Source organism: Paenarthrobacter sp. 4246 (assembly GCF_040546855.1).
Taxonomy (GTDB): Bacteria; Actinomycetota; Actinomycetes; order Actinomycetales; family Micrococcaceae; genus Arthrobacter.
The window spans coordinates 29,716-46,237 of sequence record NZ_JBEPOP010000008.1; the positions used below are offsets into that span (position 1 = coordinate 29,716).

Sequence of the window (16,522 nt, forward strand, 5' to 3'; positions counted from 1 at the left end):
TGATTGACGGCATTGCTTGGTGACGCAAGGACAGCGGTTGGGTCCGTGGCTCCAGGTATGCCTGAAGGACGTGACATTCGTGGGCACCATTGACGAGGCTGTGGACTCCCCCGTCCCTGATTCCATTGACGACACACTTGACGGCCGCTACCAGCTGGGGCCCGTCCTTGGCAGGGGCGCCATGTCGGCTGTCTACCGTGCGACAGATCTGCTGCTGGGCCGCGAGGTGGCCATCAAGATCTTCCTGCCCGGCTCAGGCGACGAGTCATTCCGGGCCCGCCAGGAAAACGAGATGCGGCTCCTCGCCGCCTTTGACCACCCAGGGCTCGTGGCCGCATTCGATGCCGGCGTGGACACCAGAAACGACGAAGAGCGCGCTTATCTGGTCATGGAACTGGCGGAAGGCAGGGACCTGCGGGCCGTGCTGTCGGATGGCCCGCTCACCGTTCCCGAGACCGCGCGCATAGGGATCCGGCTGGCCGGGGCACTGTCCCAGGTTCACGCGCAGGGCGTCATCCACCGCGACATCAAGCCGGCCAACATTCTGGTATCCGACGACGACGGGCTGGGGGCGTCGGTGAAGTTGGCGGACTTCGGCGTAGCGCTGGTGATGAACGACAACCGCCTGACCGCCACCGGGTTCACCGTGGGCACGGCACAGTATCTGAGTCCCGAACAAGCCCAGGGTCTGCACCTGACCCCGGCGAGCGACATCTACTCGCTGGGCCTGGTGCTCCTTGAATGCCTCACAGGCAAGGCAGAATACCCGGGGACGCCCATTGAAACGGCATCAGCGCGCCTGCATCGCGCGCCACAGGTTCCCATGGAACTGCCCGGCCCGCTGAGGGAGCTCCTGGAAGCCATGACGGACATGGATCCCGACAAGCGTCCCAGCGCCCACCATGTGGAACAGTCACTGGCCGAAGAAGGCATCCAGTCCGGCCGCAGGACTGCGTTGCTGCCGACTGTGCTTCCGAAGCGCCCGCTGCGTTCGTCGACCCGGAAGCAGGCGACGGTTACCAGCATCCTTGACTTTGGCAGGCGTCGACCCAAGACGGCCAAGGGCGTCGCAGCAGCCGCCGTGACCATTCCGCTTGCGCTGCTGATCTTCTCGCAGGGCATCAATCCGACAGGCAACAACACGGCCGATCCGTCACAGCCCGCCGATCCTGGCGTGTCCCAGGCCGAACCGCAGCCCAGCGTGCCTGACGTCCCGGCCGCGCCCGTGGATCCGGTCCCTTCAGAGACTGCGCCAGCAGACACTGTGCAAGGCGGGACCGTGCAGGCGGAAGTGGTTGATCTCTCGGAGGCAACCCGCCCGGAGCAGGCGCCAGCGCCCGCCGACCAGCCCGTCGTTCAGCAGGCGCCCCTCACGGGCAAGGACGTCGCAGGCCAGAAAAGCGAGGGCAAGAACGACAAGAAGTCCGAGAACGGCAAGGGCAACGGGAAGTAGTCCAAGCTCTGGTGACCAACGCACCACGGCGACCTGCCGCCCGTCGTGCGTCAACTTCCGGAGGGAAAGCTCACTGCCACGGTGGTTCCGCCGCCCGGAGTTTCCGCGAGGGTGAGGTCGCCTCCATGGGCTTTGGCGATGCTGCTGCAGGTGGCCAGTCCCAGACCGGAACCCGGACCATCGCCCTGCCTCCGTAGGCGCACCAACGGTTCCAGGACCTTGGCGCGGTCCTCGGGCGCGATGCCCTTGCCGTTGTCCGCAACGTAAATGGTGGCCCCATGGTAATTGGAAACGCCGCTGATCCGGATCCGGAGGTCGCGATTCGGGCTGCGGTAGTTCATGGCGTTGGACAGGAGGTTCTGCAGCAGGGTGCGGAGCTGGCCGCGGTCCGCGTAGAGCCTGAGCTCCTGGGCCTCCACGATGCCATCGTTCTCGATGCCAAGGTCCCGGGCAACCTCCTCGGTGACCTCGCGCAGGGAAACGTGGGCGGGCTGAATGCCACCGCCCACGCGGGAGTAGCTCAGGACATCTTCCAGCATCCCGAGCATCCGGCGGCCGCTGGCACCGATCCGGTCCAGGTACTTTGCGGCGGTGCTCTGAGGTTCCACGTCGGGATCGTCCTCCACCAGTTCCACGTAGCCCAGGATGGTGGTCAACGGGATGCGGAGATCATGGCTGACGCGCCCCGCAAATCCAGCGAGTTTGGCGTTGCTGTCCCTCAGCTCGGTGTACGTGCGGTCCAACTGGACGGTGCGGTGCTGCAGCTCGAGCAACTCCACTACTTGCTTGGCCAGGACCTCCAGCATGCTGACCTGTTCGGGGCGTAGCTCCTGGGTCTTATCGGAGAAGACACACAGGGTCCCGGGGACGAACCCGGACTCTGTTTGCAAGGGAACAGAGGCGTAAAAGCGGACTTTGCCGATTTCCCCGGTGACAAAAGGATTGTCCGCGAAGCGTGGATCCTTGGATGCGTCCGCCACCACCGTCCTCTCGCGGGAGAGGAAAACCTTGGCACACATGGAGTCTTCGCGGGAGCAGACCCCCGGGTCCACGCCCCAGGCGCCGATCTGGTGCTGGTACTCGGCGCTGATGATGTTGACCACGCCAAACGGTGCGCCGCACAGCTCCGTGGCCAGCCTCACGAGGTTCTGCAAGGCACTCATGACGGCGGCATTGGGCAGGAGGGTCGAATCCACGGCGGGATCAAGCCCATATTCCTGAAGTTCCAAGTCCCTGCCGGCGTCCTTCGTGAAGGACATCTGCCCCTGAATTTCCGTCATAAAAACAATCCCCCAAGAGTCTCGTGAATTCCCTGCCGATACTACCGGGAGCTTGGACCCGGTGGTTTACTGGGACGCATGACCGAGCAGGAACCGGCCACCGCCGCGTCTACTGACAGTATCGATCTCTCCCTGCGAACCCCGGCCCAAAGATCCCGCACCTTCACAGGGATCCTGGTCAATACAGCCATGGCCAACATCACCACGAGCTATCTCTGGTTCGCGCTGACCTTTTGGGTGTACCTGGAGACCCGCAACGTGATTGCCACAGGGGTGATCGGCGGTGCCTACATGCTGTTGATTGCCCTCTCCAGCATCAGCTTCGGAACATTCGTGGACCGTTACAGGAAATTGGCCGTGATGCGGTTCGCCGCTGCCTTCACCTTGGTGATGTTCGTGCTGTCCGGCGTGATGTTCCTGCTGACCCCGGAGGAAGCGCTGCTTGACCTGACACAGCCCTGGTTCTGGATCTTCACCATGATCATCCTGATCGGCGCAGTGGTGGAGAACATGCGCAACATCGCGTTGTCCACCACGGTCACCATCCTGATAGAGCCTGACCGCCGGGCCAACGCCAACGGGCTGGTGGGGATGGTGCAGGGGCTCATGTTCATTGTTACCTCGGTGCTTTCGGGGTTGTCCGTGGGTCTGCTTGGCATGGGGTGGACCGTGGTTGTCGCCCTGGTGCTTACTGCGTTGGCCTTCGGACACCTGCTGACGCTGCGCCTGCCGGAGGAAGTACGGGCAGCCGCCTCCGACGCCGAAGGTGGATTCGACCTGCGGGGCTCCTGGGCCGCCGTCATGGCAATTTCCGGTCTGTTCGCACTGATTCTTTTCTCCACGTTCAACAACTTCATCGGCGGCGTTTACATGGCTCTCATGGACCCCTACGGCCTGGAAATGTTCTCCGTGGAGATGTGGGGAACCGTCTTCGCGATAGGAGCCACCGGGTTTGTGGTGGGCGGCGCGCTGATCGGCAAGTTTGGCCTGGGACCCAACCCCTTGCGGACCATGCTCATCGCAGTGGGGCTGATGGGCCTCATCGGTGCCGTGTTTACGCTGCGGGAATGGGCCTGGCTCTACATTGTGGGGATCTGGCTGTACATGGCGTTGGTTCCGGTAGTGGAAGCAGCCGAGCAGACAGTTATCCAGAAGGTGGTTCCGCTGCCCCGCCAAGGAAGGGTGTTCGGCTTCGCCATGGCATTCGAGTCGGCGGCCGCACCCATCACCGCCTTCCTCATTGCCCCGATCGCCCAGTTCTGGATCATCCCGTACGCCCGTTCGTCCGAAGGGGCAGCACAACTGGAACCGCTGCTGGGTGAGGGCATATCCCGTGGTATTGCCTTGGTATTCCTGGTGGCCGGCCTCATCATGATTGCCGTGGCGCTGCTTGCCTTCCTGACCCCGGTCTACCGGCGTGTCTCGGCCTCGTATGCGCAGACAGCTGCGGAGGAACCCGAGAACGCGGACTCTTCAGCGGCGGGTTGAGCTGTTGATCCCTGGCCTGCTGGACCCGGAACCAGAGCATATGAGCACCCAAAGATCACTCTTTTCGGATGAGACGGGGTGATTGTCCTTGGGTGCAGGGTTGAGTCAGATCGTGGCGCCGGGGGCAGCGCCACAGAGAGGGAGATACTTCCATGGCTGAGAAGGATCCCTGCGACTACGTCATTGGATTCGCGCCGGACGATGTGATGTTCTTGGTGTGGAATTCCGGGGTCCGTATCGAAGCTGCCAACGCGCGGGCCGCCGTCGAGGCTGTAAACGACCTCGCCGCGGGCAGCAGGTATCCCCTCTTGGTGACCATGGCCGAGACCGCGCATCTCAGCCGCGCAGCCCGCGATGTCTTTGTTGAACCCTGCGCTGCCTCGAGGATAGCCCTCTTGGGAAACAACCCCGTGGACCGCATGCTCGCCGACTACCAGTTGGCCGTCCAAGAGCCGCCATGCCCCACGCGCTTCTTCACCTCCGAAAGTGAAGCGATCGCCTGGCTTCGGCTCGGAAGAACCGCGCCGTGACGGAACAAGCTTCGGACACCCCCGCCGTTTCGGTGACTGTTCCAGCAGATTCGCCACGCCGCCTGGCGAACGAGTCCGAGGCGCTTGTGGCTGCTTCCTCCGCCGCGGTTGTCGCCGGAATGACAGCTTTGCTCATCTTTTCCGGCCGAACTCCACCGCTGTGGGGCGGCGTCTCCCTGGGGCTGGTGACGGCAGCCGCGGTTCTGGTGCTTGGGTTGGTGGCGGCGTACATCGGCTACTGGCGCTCACGCTATCTGCCGGACCAGCAATGGCGGCTCGGACTTCCGCCGTGGAAGTTCATTGTGGACGCGTCAACAGTGGCCCTGGTCCACGCACTGATTTCGGCGATCGCCACCATCGCTGTCTTCCTGCTGTTGCAGCGCAGTTTCCAGGGACTCACTGTGGACATCTATGCGGCCACCGTGGGGATGGCCGTTGCATCCGGACTGGCCGTGTACTGGATCTACCTCTCGGTATACGACATCAGCACCCGTAAGCTGTCCGGCCTTCTGGTGCTCTTCATGGTGATGAGCATCGTGGCCAGCATGGCGACGTCGCAGGACCCCAAATGGTGGGAGTACCACTTCAGCCAGCTCGGCACTTTGGGCGGCGCATCCAGCGGCCTGTTCAACCTGTCGCTGATTGTTGCCGGCTTCTTCATCACCACCTTCGCTGTGTACCTGGACCGTGATCTCCGCACCCTCATCGACCAAGGCGTGCTGGTCAACCCCTGGAGTGCGGGGCTTTGCTCGGGTGCTTTTGTAGTCATGGGGTTGCTGCTGGCAGGGGTGGGCGTGGTCCCGTTGTCCGTCAGTTTTCTGATCCACACGTTGTTCGCCTCCGGGATGGCCGTGGTGTTCATCCTTTTGCTGCTTGCTTCGCCGTTCATTCTCCGGGGACTTCCCCGCCGGTTCTTCCTGGTGTGCGGCAGCTTCCTCACCGCCTTGATCGTGTCGCTGGCGCTGTTCTACCCGGTGGGCTACTTCAACCTCACGGCGTTCGAGCTCATTGCGTTCGTGATCATCTACGGCTGGATCGCTGTCTTCATCCGCCTGCTGGATGCCCTCGCCACCGGGAACGACTGATGACGGCGGCCCATCCCCTGCTTCGGATGAGAAGTCGATAACCCCTACCCCCCATCAGGGAGGTATGGAAGTATCGGCAAGGCCGCCGGCCGCGGAGCTGCGTCCAACAAATCCGACAAAGCCCGGGCACGGGCGTTCGTGTTCGAGGAAGCACTCTCGTTCGTGAGCACTGAACTGGAGCGCGACGCCTCCAGCCGGTCCCAAGGCGCCCAACGCCAAGCCAGGAAGGACGCCCGCTAAACCGGCCACCGGCTAGAGCGGCAAGCGCACGACGGCGGGAGGCCGCCGTCGTGCGCTTGTTGCCTTTGCGGTCCTCCGAACGGCGCCTCAGGCCGTAAACGCCAGGTCCTCCAGCCTCACCGGGAACCGCAGCGGTTCGCCGCGGGACAGCCGCAGGGCCTCATCTACTGCGCTGGCTGCCATGCGCTCCAGCTCGTTGCCCAGTGATCCCGCTACATGCGGCGTGAGCAGCACGTTGGGATGCGTGTAGAAGGGGGAACCCGCGGGCAGCACCCACGGGGTGGTCACGTCCAGCACCGCGTAGAGGTCGCCCCGTTCCACCCGCGCAAGCAACGCGTCCTGGTCCACCAGTTCGCCGCGCGAGGTGTTGATGAACGTGGTGCCCGGCTGCATCCGTTCGATCAACCCGGCGTCCATGAGGTTCCTGGTGGACGGCAACGACGGCGCGTGGAGGCTGACAACGTCGCTGCCCGTCACGAGCTCCTCCAAATCCACGAGCCTGACCCCGAGGACAGCCGCTTCGTCGGGGGAGAGGTAAGGATCGGCCACCACTACCTCCAGCTCGTAAGGAGCCAGCAGCCTGATCACGTGCCGGCCAATCTTCGAGGCCCCAATGATGCCCACGCGCTTCCGGTAATTGCCCATGTCCGGGAAGAGTTGCTCCGCCAGGACGTCGGTCCGGGTGGTGTGCAGGGCGCGGGCGATCTGGAGGACGCGCTTGTTGGCGAGGATGATCATGGCCACGGTGTACTCGGCCACCGGGATTGCGTTGGCGTCCGCGGCTGAGCTGACCTGGACGCCGCGTTCCCAGCAGGCGTCGCCGATGTGGTGTTTGACGCTGCCGGCGGCATGCAGGACATAGCGCAGCCGGGGTGCGGCATCCAGGACGGTGTGGTCGATCATTGGACACCCCCAACCGGTGATGAGGATGTCGGACTCCGCCAATACGGCGCGGCCTTCCGGAGTGGTGAAGTCCTGAATGGGCTCACGGCTCAGCAGTGTCAGCGCGGGCTCCAGGGGATCCAGGCTCCTGGGCGGAAACACCGCCCGTGCCGTGTGGGCCGGCATGGCCAAGGCAACGTTCAAGGTCACTTGACACTCCCTGCCGTGAGGCCGGACTTCCAGAACCGCTGCAACATGATGAATGCGAGCAGCAACGGGATGATCGAGAGCAAGGAACCGGTGATGACCATGGGAGTGAATTCGGGCTGGGGGATGGAATAACCCTGCCAGATGGAGATGCCGACGCTGACGGGCAGCAGCTTCTGGTCCTGGAGCATCACCAGCGGGAGCATGAAGTTGTTCCAGACGCCCACAAATTGGAACAGTGCGATGGTGATGTAGCCGGGCATCATCATGGGAAGGCCCAGGGAGAAGAAGGACCGGATGGGACCGGCTCCGTCAACGCGGGCTGCCTCCAGAGTCTCGGCAGGAACGTAGGCCGCCGAGTACACCCTGGCCAGGTACACCCCGAACGGATTGCAGAGCACAGGGATGAGGATGGCCCAGATGGTGTTGGTGATGCCGAAAACGGAGGCCAACAGATACATGGGCAGCACGGTGGCCGTGTTGGGAATCAAGACGCCCACCAGGACGATCCCGAAGAACGAATCCTTCCCGCGGAACTGGAATTTATCGAACGCGTAACCGGCCATCACGGAGATGAGACCGCCAAGGATTGCTCCGAAGGCGGCGTAGAACATCGAGTTGGCCATCCAACGGAGGAACAAGCCGCCATCCTGGTTCAGGACCGCCATGACGTTCTCGAAGAAGGCTGGTTCACCAAAAGCGTACGCAGCGGTTCCGTAAAGATCCGAGGTGTTCTTGGTGGAGGCGAAGAACAGCCACACCACGGGAAGCACCATGTAGGCGCAGCCCAGGATGAGCAGGGCATTCACGGTGAACGTACTGGCGAAGCCGCCGTTTCGGGCACGCCGGCGCCTGCCCTGTGCCGGCGCGGGAACTGCAGTTGGGGTGCGGGACATCGTGGAGGTGCTCATGCTTTGTTCCTTGAACTGAAGCGGGTCACGGCCCAGGACAGGACTGCGGCCATGAGCGCGATGATGATGGAGGCAGCCGCGGCCTGGTTGAGGTTGTGGCGGTTGAACGCGGCGTCGTAGGCCCACATGTTGGGCACCCACGTGCTGGTCACTGATGCCGTGGCCTTGGAGATGATGTTCGGCTCGGTGAAGAGCTGAAGCGTGCCGATCACGGTGAAGAGCATGATGACGCTCAGCGCCGGGAGGATCAGGGGCAGCTTGATGCTGATGGCAGCACGGATCTCGCCGGCGCCGTCCACCCGGGCGGCTTCCAGGATTTCCCTGGGCACAGCCTGCAGCGCGGTGAAGAGCACAATGACGTTGTAGCCCGTCCACTCCCAGACGGCGATGTTCACGATGGACGGCAGGATCATCTGGTTGTCCAGGAAGTTCAGCGAGATTCCGCCGGTTTCCAGGACTGAGACGATCGGGCTGACGCCGGGTGTGTAGAGATAGGCCCAGATCAATGCGGCGATGACGCCGGGCACTGCGTGGGGGAGGAAGACCAGGAGCTGGAACAGCTTCCGGGCCCGCGCTACAGCTGCATCAAGCAGCAACGCAAACGCAAGGGCGCCGCCCACCATGAAGGGGATGTAGAGCAGGCAATAGAGCGCCAGGCGCCCTATCCCGCCAACGAAACTCTCGGATTGCAGGACCTGGACGTAGTTTTCCAAGCCGACGAACGCAGTCTTTGCCTCGCCGAAGCCGAGTCCGGACTTCTGCTGGGCAAAGAAGCTGAGCACCATCGCGTAGATCACTGGTGCAACCATGGCGATGGCGAAAATCGTGAAGAACGGGGTCAGGAAGAGTGCGGCCGTGCGGCCGCCGGTTCCGGACATTGCCCGGGGTTTGCGCGGGTTTCGGGGTTCGACGGCGGTGGCTTGCTTGGGCAGTGTGGGTGAAGTGGATGCTGTGGCATGGTCTGCCATGATGATTCTCCTCGCTGGCAGGGCGGCTCCGTAAGCTCGGAGCCGCCACACCGTGCGGGCCTACTCCTTGACGGAGAGGCCGTTCTGCTTGAGTCCGGCCACTGTGGCGTCCTGGGCGGTATCCACGGCGTCCAGGACCTTGCCGCCGCTGGTCAGCGTGCCGTAGGCGTCCTTGAGTGCGGTGTTGGTGATGTCCCAGTTGGGACCCCACTGCCAGCCCGGCGTAATGGTGGAATATGCCTTGTCGAAGACCTCGTAGATGTCGTTGCCGAAGTAGCTGGCGTCGAAGGCCTTTTGTGCCACGGGGGTCAGGCCCGGGTAGGCGAGGAAGGCGGAGCCGGTGTTGCCGCGGGCAGTGATGGCCTCTTTGCTTGTGGCAAGGAATTCGATGAACTTCGCCGCAGCAGCCGGATTCTTGCTGCTCTTGGTGATGTTGAAGCTGGAGCCGCCGTAGAACGCGTCCGCCGGTGTGCCCCAGTTAGGCACCTCGGCAGCAATCCACTGGCCTTTTTGGCCGCTGGCCTCCGTCCGCTTCTGGATACCGGTGGCACTCCAGTTGGCACCCAGGACTCCGACAACGGCGCCGCTCGCCAGGTCTGCGGACCATTCGTCACTGAAGGACTGCTGGACTTTGACGATCTTCTGGTCGATCAGCTTCTGCCAGTACGTGGCGACTTTCCGGGTGGCTTCGTCGTTGACACCCACCTTCCAACTGTCGCCTTCGGTGCCGAACCACTTGCCGCCCGCCTGCCAGGACAGCGCAGCAGTCAGCGCAGCCTCGTTAGGGTTGAAGCTGGCCAAGTGCGCTTCGGGGGCAACGGCCTTGAGCTTCTTGCCGGCCTCCTCGAACTCCTGCCAGGTCTTGGGTGTGGAGACTCCGGCCTTGTCCAGCATGTCTTCGCGGTACCACATGATCATCGGCGCGGCATCGTAGGGGAGTGCGTAGGTTTGCTCGCCGAACTGCACCAGGGCCTTGGTTTCATCCGTGAGTTTGTCCACGGTTTCAGCCTTGTTGATGTAGCCGTCCAGAGGCTGCAGTTGGCCGTTGCTGACAAACTGGGGCAGCTGTGGATATTCGATGGTGGCAACGTCCGGGCCGTTGCCTGCGGTGATGGCGGTGGAGAGCTTGGCGTAACCGCCGGCTCCGCCGTTGGGGATGGTTTCGAACGTGACTTTGATCTTGTCCTGGCTGGCGTTGAACGCTTCCGCCACCTTGTCCATACCGGCCATGGAGGACCAGAACGTGATGTTACCGCTGGGGTCTTGTACAGGGGTGGGTGTTGGCGTGGCGGCCGGGGTGCTGCCACAGCCGGTGACGAGTGCAGCACTGGCCATGAGGCTGGCTGCTCCAAGCAGAAGCTGGCGACGCTTCATTCTGTTCTCCTTTGAAGTTCACGATGCGAAAGTCGTGGTGCTCTGGGGGCACTTTTGGACTAGGCACCATGAAATCCACAAAAGTGAACATCATCAATACAATGAACAGAAGTGAACAGCTTGCGGGGGTAGCCCGCGGGTTACACCTGCGTGGAGCCGCGCACTTCCAGAGACGGGGACAGGTTCACCCGTTGCAGCGCGGACGTACTTCCGCGCCGCGCCCCGATGCGGCTCAGGCACATCACCAAAGCCTGGCGGCCGACGTCGTATTTTGGCGGTGCCACAGCGGTAAGCGGGACGGCGCCGAGGGCGGCGATCTCGTCGTCGTAGGAAACGATAGCGAAGTCCTCCGGCACGCGGATCTGCCGTTCCAGGCAGGCACTGACGAACTGGAGTGCGTCCTCGTCGGTGTGGACAACAGCGGCCGTCACCTCCGCCGATCCGCACCAATCCAGGATCCGGTCCACCAGTTCACGGTGGGCTTGGGGATCGTTTTGGGCGCGGGACATGGCACGCACCATCGAGTCATCGCGGGCCTGTCCGGCACGCTGCATGGCCAGGTGGAAGCCATCGATGAGTTGCGGGGCGGTGGGGCTGTTTTCACGGAGGCAAATGGCGATCTTCCGGTGCCCAAGACCCAGCAAGTGGTTCACGGCGATCTCCGAGCCGCGGACATGGTCGCTCCGTACGGCTTCGAGCCGGCCGTGGTCCAGGGCGTCGTCGATGGACCGTTCCACCACTACCACCGGCACCTTCGCCTCGGCCAGCAGGTCCAGCGTTTCGGTACCCGCCAACGACTGCCCGCTGGGCGTGATGAGGATTCCATCCACGCCGTGTTCGTAGAGCCGCCGCAGCTGCCGCCGCTCTTCCGCGTCTGAATAGTTGGTGACGCCCAGCACCAAGCGGACGCCCGCTTCCTGCGCGGCGGCTTCAGCGCCGCGAATGACGCCCGGGAAGTAGTACGACGCCGACGGCACGATCATCCCGATGGTGGCCAGAGGCCGCCTCCCGCCAGGTCGCCAGGACGTGGACGGCTGCGTCGCGGGTCCTGTCGACGGCTTGCCGCCCACCGGGATGGCGCCGCCGTGGACCCGTTCCAGCAGTCCCTGCTCAGCGAGCACTGCGAGGTCCCGCCGTATGGTCATTCCCGAGGTGCCTAGTTTCGCCGCGAATTCACTGGCATTGAGGGAGCCGTTCAGGGCGAGTTCCCTCAGGATGAGCTGTTGACGATCCTCGGTCAGCATGCAGGTGTCCGCCTATCAAGTTCACTTGTGTTCAGTTTGTTCATTATGAACCAGAACCCGGCGGCTTGGACCGCTGTTGCCTAACTGCCCAGCTTCACCACGGATATCTCGACGACGGCGGCCCGGGGGAGAAGGTGCCTGCGGATCGCCCCGGCTGCTTCGCGCGTCACTGCCGGAGCAGGACGGGAAGCATTCACTCCAATCCTGACTTTTACTGCCAGTGTGCCGGCGGTCTCGGTCAGGCCGACCAGGGGAAGGGTCTCTCCGGTGACCGCGGCCAGGGCGGCGCCGGCTATGGACTGCCACAACGCCTGGGCGGGATAGACCGAGTGGACCCCCTCTACGGCCTGGACGAGCCCGAGCAGTTCCTCAGCCAGTGCGGTTGACGCGGTTGCCGGCCCGCCTGCAGGGGAAGTGTTCGCGGCTTCCAGAAACTCCGTCATGGCTGGTCCTCCGTGTTCAGCGGTTCGGTGGTGGCGGGTGTATCTGTGGGCTGGACCGGTGGTACCGGCGGCTCGAGGACGTCCGTCACGGTGATATTGATGGCTTGGATGTTCAGTTCTGTCTGGGCTGCCAGGGTCCTCGCCAGCTCGTCCCGGAGGGTGGCTGCGCGTTCTTCCATGGGATGTCCGTACACCACCGCCACTTCCACCTCCACGGTGACGGGGGCTCCCACGGTGGTCACCTCTCCCAGCAGCCGGCACTTGCCGGCGGCTGTTCCAGGGAGTGCATCGGCCACGGACCGGATCAGGGCGGAGATGGCTCCTTCGGATTCCCAAAGCGTGTCATCCGGGTGTTCCGCCTGCAATGGAATGCTCCGTCCGGGCCGCAGTTCCAGGCGCAGGTTATCAAGGATGGACTGCATCCAGTCGTCGTTGCCTGAGCCCGCATCTGCTACATCGGACCGGAGCAAATCTCCGCCGAGTGTGGAGAGGTGGCGCAGGGAGGCCAACGCGGCCTGGCATTCGGGGCACCTCTCCAGGTGCGCGGGATCATCAATCTGACCCGTGTCCAGGTATGCACTGAGATCCGCAAGGCTATGCCCGCATTCGAGGGTGTCGTTGGGGGTGTTCATCGCCATTCCTCCATGGTGCGTGCGAGCGTGATCCGTGCCCGGGCCAACCGGCCGCGGACACTTGCTGGACTGATGTTCAACGTCAGCGCAATCTCTTCGTAGCTCTGGTCATTGAACTCCTTGAGTACCCAACAGCGTCGTTGTTCCTCGGGGAGTGCGGCCAGTGCGGCCTTGAGGGCTTCCACCCGGGAGGCATTGACTGCGTTGTTTTCCGGATCCTGGGTTCTCGTCCGGGGGCTGTCATCGCGCTGGTTTTCCACGTCGTCCAGATCCATGTGGTGGCGTCGTTTCCTGAGGTGGTCGATGCTGCGGCTGCCAAGGATCCTCAACAGCCAGCCTTTGACGGCGGCAGGCTCCCGGAGGGTGTCCAGCTGTTTCCAGGCCTGCACCAGTGTTTCCTGGACCACGTCATCGGCGTCCGCCAGGCTGCCGGTCAACCGGCGGGCGGTGGCCCGCATCAGAGGGCCGTGGCGACGGGCAAGCGCTTCGAACGCTGCCGTGTCACCGTCTGCTGCCCGGCCGGCCAGCAAGGCATCCGGAACGAGGTCCAGTTGGTGCTGCGCCACGGGTGAACCAGTCACGTTCTGCCTTCCCAGTGGGGTCGAGGTTAGTGGAGGAAAGGGGCCGGCCCCGCCATCGGTAAGGGGCCGGCCCGGGAGGGGCCTAATTCCCGGTGAAACCCTCTTTGAGTTTCCGGGCCGCATCTTTGATGTTGTCTCCGATGTCGGCGGCAGCGTCCTTGACCTTCTCGCCTGCCTGCTGGAGCTTTGCTTGGGCCTGATCGTGCTGGCCTTCGCGTTCCAGTGACTGGTCGCCGGTCAGTTTTCCGGCACCTTCCTTGGCAGCGCCGAGGTGTTCGGTGGCAGCGTTGTTGATTTTGTCGTTGATTCCCATGGTGTTCCCTTTTCTTTTCAGTGCGCGTGCTCTGTGGTGCCGCGCATGGTTTGAGTGGAGAGAAGTGCGTTCCAGCGGTTACCCTGCACGTCGGGATGCTGACACCTGGGTTCGGGCGCCGCTGGTAATTCGGATCAGGACGGGGATGGGATGTCCCAGCAGGGCATCTATTTCGCTGATGAGTTCTTCGGCGGTGTCGGCAAGTTCGCGTGGCGAGCTTCCCTTGCGGGCTTCCACGCGGAGCCGGAGGGCGGTTCCCCGCCGTGACTCCCACGCCGAAACGGACGTGGCCAGGACGTCGCGGTTCCCGCTGAGGGCTTCCCGGAGGGCTGTGGAGACCAGGCTGACATCCACCACTGTCTGGCCCCGGGCCCCGCCTGTCCCCGGGGCTCCGTTGCGCACGACAGTCCCGTCCAGTTGCTCGGCGAGGCGAGGAGTGCGTCCTCCGCCTTGGGAGGCGAGCCAGGCTGCGTTGAGGGCGACCCCCACCAGCAACACCGCGGTTCCTGCCACCAGCCACCAACTCCGGACGGGGTCTGGCAGGGGTGCGGTGCCCACGAGGTTCCTGGCGGAATCCCGGATGGACGATGCCACTGCTGTCCAGGTATCCGCTGCTCCCGGCTGGGTTCCGGCCGCGATGACTGCGGCGCCGGCTCCCAGCAGTGCAAGGCCCAAGAGGGCAAGCAGGATACGGTTCAGTGCACGGTTTGTTTGCCTCATTGCCCCACTGCTCCTTGGCTCAATACCCGGACACTCGATGAGGCCCGGCGGTCCAGCGCAAAGGCGGCCAGTTCGCCGTCGACCACTGTTCTCACCGCCTCAAGGTCCAATGGAATGCCCGACGTCGGACGCACCTGGACGCGTACGGACCGTCCGCCGACGGTGGTGGTCACCTGCCCTGGGGCCAGGCCGGCGGCGAGCCGGGTGGTGTTGGAGAGAGCTGCGGCGATCACGTCGTCGTCCACCACCACGGCGGTGCGCTGGCTTGCCAAGGAGCGTCGGGCCTTCCGGCCCCTGCCCACGGCAAGTCCCAGAAGCAGCAGCCCCAGTATTCCAAGGCCCGCTCCGGCCGCCGCCATTCCCGCCGGGAGCGTGGTGACCGGAAGGTCCACGAGCCACTGGAGCATCTGCGCGGGGCTTGCCAGCAGTGGCTGGTCCTTGAGGATCCACAGCACGGCTTCCACTGCGAGCCAGAGGAAGACGACCATGAGGACGCAGGCGGAAAGGATGGACGGAAGAGCCCGCGAAGAGTGCGTTTCCCGACGGATCATCCGCCGTTGGGTTCGGTCCTGGTTCACATCACGCTCCTTTCCTTGAGTCGTTGAATGGATTTTTTCTTGGATTGCTGCTTGCTCCGGGGCTGCTCCTTGGCTCCGGCGAGGCGGATATCCACCCGGCCGATCTCGAGCCCGGTCAGCTCCAGGCCGCGGGACACCAGTTGTGTTCGTGCTGTTTGAGCCTGCTGAAAGACGGTGGCTGTGGTTTTCCGCGGTCCCAGAAGCGGCGGGAGCGCCAGCTTGACGGAGAGTCTGACCCCGAGTTTGCCGGCGTCGTCCTCCAATTCGGCCGCCACGTTTCCCGCTCCCACCCGGAACGCCTGGGCGGTGACGGCCTCCAGGGTTTTCCGGAGAGCGTGCTGGGTGATGCGCGTGTGGCCGGCGCAATTCGTTCCGGCGCGGTTCATGATGAGGAGCGCTTGCCCCGCAGTGCATCCAGCACGCCACGCAGGTCAAGCTTTCCCTCGGCGGAACGGCCCAGCACAGCCCCGGCACCCATGAACAGAGCCGTCAGCAGGAGGCCCCAGAAACCAAAGGCCAACCCTGCCAGGGCCAGGACAGCCCCGATGGCTATGCCGGCGATGGTGGGGTTCATGCGACCCTCGGCTCGCGGCCGGCATCGTCGGTCTCTGCGTCCTCGGAGGGGACGTGAATGTCCGTGATGGTGATGTTGACCTCGGTGACTTCCATTCCCACCAGGTCCTCGATGGCGTTGTAGACGGTGTCGCGGGCGTTGTCCGCTACTTCCTGGAGCGGGTGCGGGTACTCAACTACCAAGGTGACGTCCACGGCCACTTGGGTTTGGCCCACTTCTACACTGACGCCCTGCGTGAGGTCCTTTTGTCCCACCTTTTCGCGCAGGTTGCCGATGGCGCGGGCAGCGCCGCCCCCAAGGGCATGGACGCCCGGGATTTCCTGGATGGCGATGCCGGCGATTTTGGCGACCACGCCGTCGGCTACCGTGGTGGCCCCGCGGCCATCCTTGCCCTTATTCAGTGCAGGAGTGGTGGTGTCATGGGCCGCTGTGGGGTTGTCGCCCGCCGTGGTGTTCCTGGCCGGGACATCTGCGGGGGTGTGCGTCTGGATCGTCATGGCGATTGCTCCTGTCCGTTGGTTGCAGCGCTTGTTGTGCGCCGTCATGGATAAGACGTGCCGATGCAGGGATTCCTCACGCTCGAGTTTTAGTGATGCGCATCACCCACACCGCAACTCGCCAATTTAGCTAGATTGACATATAACTAGTTTGTCGAGACACATTCTCACACGGAAGGCACCAAGTGACTGCAGTAGTTGTGAGGGAATCGCAAGGTGGAGCTTCCCTCGAAGTAACGCCCCCAGTACTGATCACCGAGGCCGCTACGGCCCGAAGAACCGGAGTGTTGGACGAAGTGTGGACAGCTGCCGCCCGGGTGGAGGGGTTGCAGTGGGAAATGGACGAGGCTGAGGATTGCCTGGTACGGGCCATGCGAAACGCGACGGCGGCGGGAGCGGGCCTTCCGGACCTTGCGATTGCCTCGGGCCTGGGCTTTGCCGACATCGAGCGCCTCATGCAGTAGGCCTGGCGTCGGGTTCACTATTGTTCAACTCGCGTCATGCGAAGGATGGAACTCCTAC

Annotated in this window: 20 protein-coding genes; 5 read left to right on the top strand and 15 right to left on the bottom strand. The window is 63.7% G+C overall.

Annotation, left to right across the window (positions count from 1 at the left end; translation table 11 throughout):
* Positions 1 to 79 precede the first annotated feature (79 nt).
* The gene (locus ABIE35_RS15550; RefSeq protein WP_354516277.1) at positions 80 to 1,453 is read left to right on the top strand and encodes a serine/threonine-protein kinase; all 1,374 of its coding nucleotides are present in this window, start codon (positions 80 to 82) and stop codon (positions 1,451 to 1,453) included.
* 50 nt (positions 1,454 to 1,503) lie between these two features.
* Here the strand turns inward: ABIE35_RS15550 and ABIE35_RS15555 are convergent, their stop codons facing one another.
* Complete coding sequence (locus ABIE35_RS15555) at positions 1,504 to 2,733, bottom strand: GAF domain-containing sensor histidine kinase (protein WP_354516279.1); 1,230 nt, start codon at positions 2,731 to 2,733, stop codon at positions 1,504 to 1,506.
* A 78-nt stretch (positions 2,734 to 2,811) separates the two neighbouring features.
* Here ABIE35_RS15555 and ABIE35_RS15560 point away from each other — a divergent pair, with 78 nt between their 5' ends.
* From ABIE35_RS15560 to ABIE35_RS15570, 3 genes are all read left to right on the top strand, one after another.
* Positions 2,812 to 4,221 (top strand): MFS transporter, encoded by a 1,410-nt coding sequence (locus ABIE35_RS15560; RefSeq protein ID WP_354516280.1) that lies wholly within the window; start codon positions 2,812 to 2,814, stop codon positions 4,219 to 4,221.
* A gap of 152 nt (positions 4,222 to 4,373) precedes the next feature.
* Positions 4,374 to 4,751, top strand: a complete 378-nt coding sequence (locus tag ABIE35_RS15565; protein ID WP_354516281.1) for a DUF7793 family protein — start codon at positions 4,374 to 4,376, stop codon at positions 4,749 to 4,751.
* The gene (locus ABIE35_RS15570; RefSeq protein ID WP_354516283.1) at positions 4,748 to 5,836 is read left to right on the top strand and encodes a DUF998 domain-containing protein; all 1,089 of its coding nucleotides are present in this window, start codon (positions 4,748 to 4,750) and stop codon (positions 5,834 to 5,836) included. The genes ABIE35_RS15565 and ABIE35_RS15570 overlap by 4 nt, the downstream gene beginning before the upstream one ends.
* Positions 5,837 to 6,163: 327 nt before the next feature.
* Here the strand turns inward: ABIE35_RS15570 and ABIE35_RS15575 are convergent, their stop codons facing one another.
* The 14 genes from ABIE35_RS15575 to ABIE35_RS15640 form a co-directional block, all read right to left on the bottom strand.
* Positions 6,164 to 7,168 carry a hydroxyacid dehydrogenase gene (locus ABIE35_RS15575; protein WP_354516285.1) on the bottom strand — a complete coding sequence of 335 codons (1,005 nt, stop codon included), beginning with the start codon at positions 7,166 to 7,168 and terminating at the stop codon, positions 6,164 to 6,166.
* Positions 7,165 to 8,076 carry a carbohydrate ABC transporter permease gene (locus tag ABIE35_RS15580; RefSeq protein WP_354516287.1) on the bottom strand — a complete coding sequence of 304 codons (912 nt, stop codon included), beginning with the start codon at positions 8,074 to 8,076 and terminating at the stop codon, positions 7,165 to 7,167. The genes ABIE35_RS15575 and ABIE35_RS15580 overlap by 4 nt, the downstream gene beginning before the upstream one ends.
* Positions 8,073 to 9,044, bottom strand: a complete 972-nt coding sequence (locus ABIE35_RS15585) for a carbohydrate ABC transporter permease (protein ID WP_354516289.1) — start codon at positions 9,042 to 9,044, stop codon at positions 8,073 to 8,075. Before ABIE35_RS15585 ends, ABIE35_RS15580 begins: the two co-directional genes overlap by 4 nt.
* A 60-nt stretch (positions 9,045 to 9,104) precedes the next feature.
* The gene (locus ABIE35_RS15590) at positions 9,105 to 10,418 is read right to left on the bottom strand and encodes an ABC transporter substrate-binding protein (protein WP_354516291.1); all 1,314 of its coding nucleotides are present in this window, start codon (positions 10,416 to 10,418) and stop codon (positions 9,105 to 9,107) included.
* A 140-nt stretch (positions 10,419 to 10,558) separates the two neighbouring features.
* Entirely contained in the window at positions 10,559 to 11,662 is a 1,104-nt protein-coding gene (locus tag ABIE35_RS15595) for a substrate-binding domain-containing protein (protein WP_354516293.1), read from the bottom strand.
* Between the two features lie 80 nt (positions 11,663 to 11,742).
* Positions 11,743 to 12,105, bottom strand: coding sequence for a hypothetical protein (locus tag ABIE35_RS15600; RefSeq protein ID WP_354516294.1), 363 nt, complete (start codon positions 12,103 to 12,105; stop codon positions 11,743 to 11,745).
* Entirely contained in the window at positions 12,102 to 12,737 is a 636-nt protein-coding gene (locus tag ABIE35_RS15605; RefSeq protein WP_354516296.1) for an anti-sigma factor family protein, read from the bottom strand. The genes ABIE35_RS15600 and ABIE35_RS15605 overlap by 4 nt, the downstream gene beginning before the upstream one ends.
* Positions 12,734 to 13,318: an RNA polymerase sigma factor gene (locus tag ABIE35_RS15610; RefSeq protein WP_207595392.1), complete on the bottom strand. Its 585-nt coding sequence runs from the start codon at positions 13,316 to 13,318 to the stop codon at positions 12,734 to 12,736. The genes ABIE35_RS15605 and ABIE35_RS15610 overlap by 4 nt, the downstream gene beginning before the upstream one ends.
* Before the next feature lie 82 nt (positions 13,319 to 13,400).
* A complete protein-coding gene (locus tag ABIE35_RS15615; protein ID WP_354516298.1) occupies positions 13,401 to 13,631 on the bottom strand; it encodes a CsbD family protein in 231 nt (76 codons plus the stop codon).
* 78 nt (positions 13,632 to 13,709) lie between these two features.
* A complete protein-coding gene (locus tag ABIE35_RS15620; protein WP_354516300.1) occupies positions 13,710 to 14,351 on the bottom strand; it encodes a hypothetical protein in 642 nt (213 codons plus the stop codon).
* Positions 14,348 to 14,929 (bottom strand): hypothetical protein, encoded by a 582-nt coding sequence (locus ABIE35_RS15625; protein WP_354516302.1) that lies wholly within the window; start codon positions 14,927 to 14,929, stop codon positions 14,348 to 14,350. Before ABIE35_RS15625 ends, ABIE35_RS15620 begins: the two co-directional genes overlap by 4 nt.
* Positions 14,926 to 15,315, bottom strand: coding sequence for a hypothetical protein (locus ABIE35_RS15630; protein ID WP_354516304.1), 390 nt, complete (start codon positions 15,313 to 15,315; stop codon positions 14,926 to 14,928). Before ABIE35_RS15630 ends, ABIE35_RS15625 begins: the two co-directional genes overlap by 4 nt.
* The gene (locus tag ABIE35_RS15635; protein WP_207595387.1) at positions 15,312 to 15,503 is read right to left on the bottom strand and encodes a DUF2273 domain-containing protein; all 192 of its coding nucleotides are present in this window, start codon (positions 15,501 to 15,503) and stop codon (positions 15,312 to 15,314) included. Before ABIE35_RS15635 ends, ABIE35_RS15630 begins: the two co-directional genes overlap by 4 nt.
* A complete protein-coding gene (locus ABIE35_RS15640) occupies positions 15,500 to 16,000 on the bottom strand; it encodes an Asp23/Gls24 family envelope stress response protein (protein WP_354516306.1) in 501 nt (166 codons plus the stop codon). Before ABIE35_RS15640 ends, ABIE35_RS15635 begins: the two co-directional genes overlap by 4 nt.
* Positions 16,001 to 16,185: 185 nt before the next feature.
* Here ABIE35_RS15640 and ABIE35_RS15645 point away from each other — a divergent pair, with 185 nt between their 5' ends.
* Positions 16,186 to 16,464, top strand: a complete 279-nt coding sequence (locus ABIE35_RS15645) for a hypothetical protein (RefSeq protein ID WP_280624472.1) — start codon at positions 16,186 to 16,188, stop codon at positions 16,462 to 16,464.
* The last annotated feature ends 58 nt before the right edge of the window (positions 16,465 to 16,522 follow it).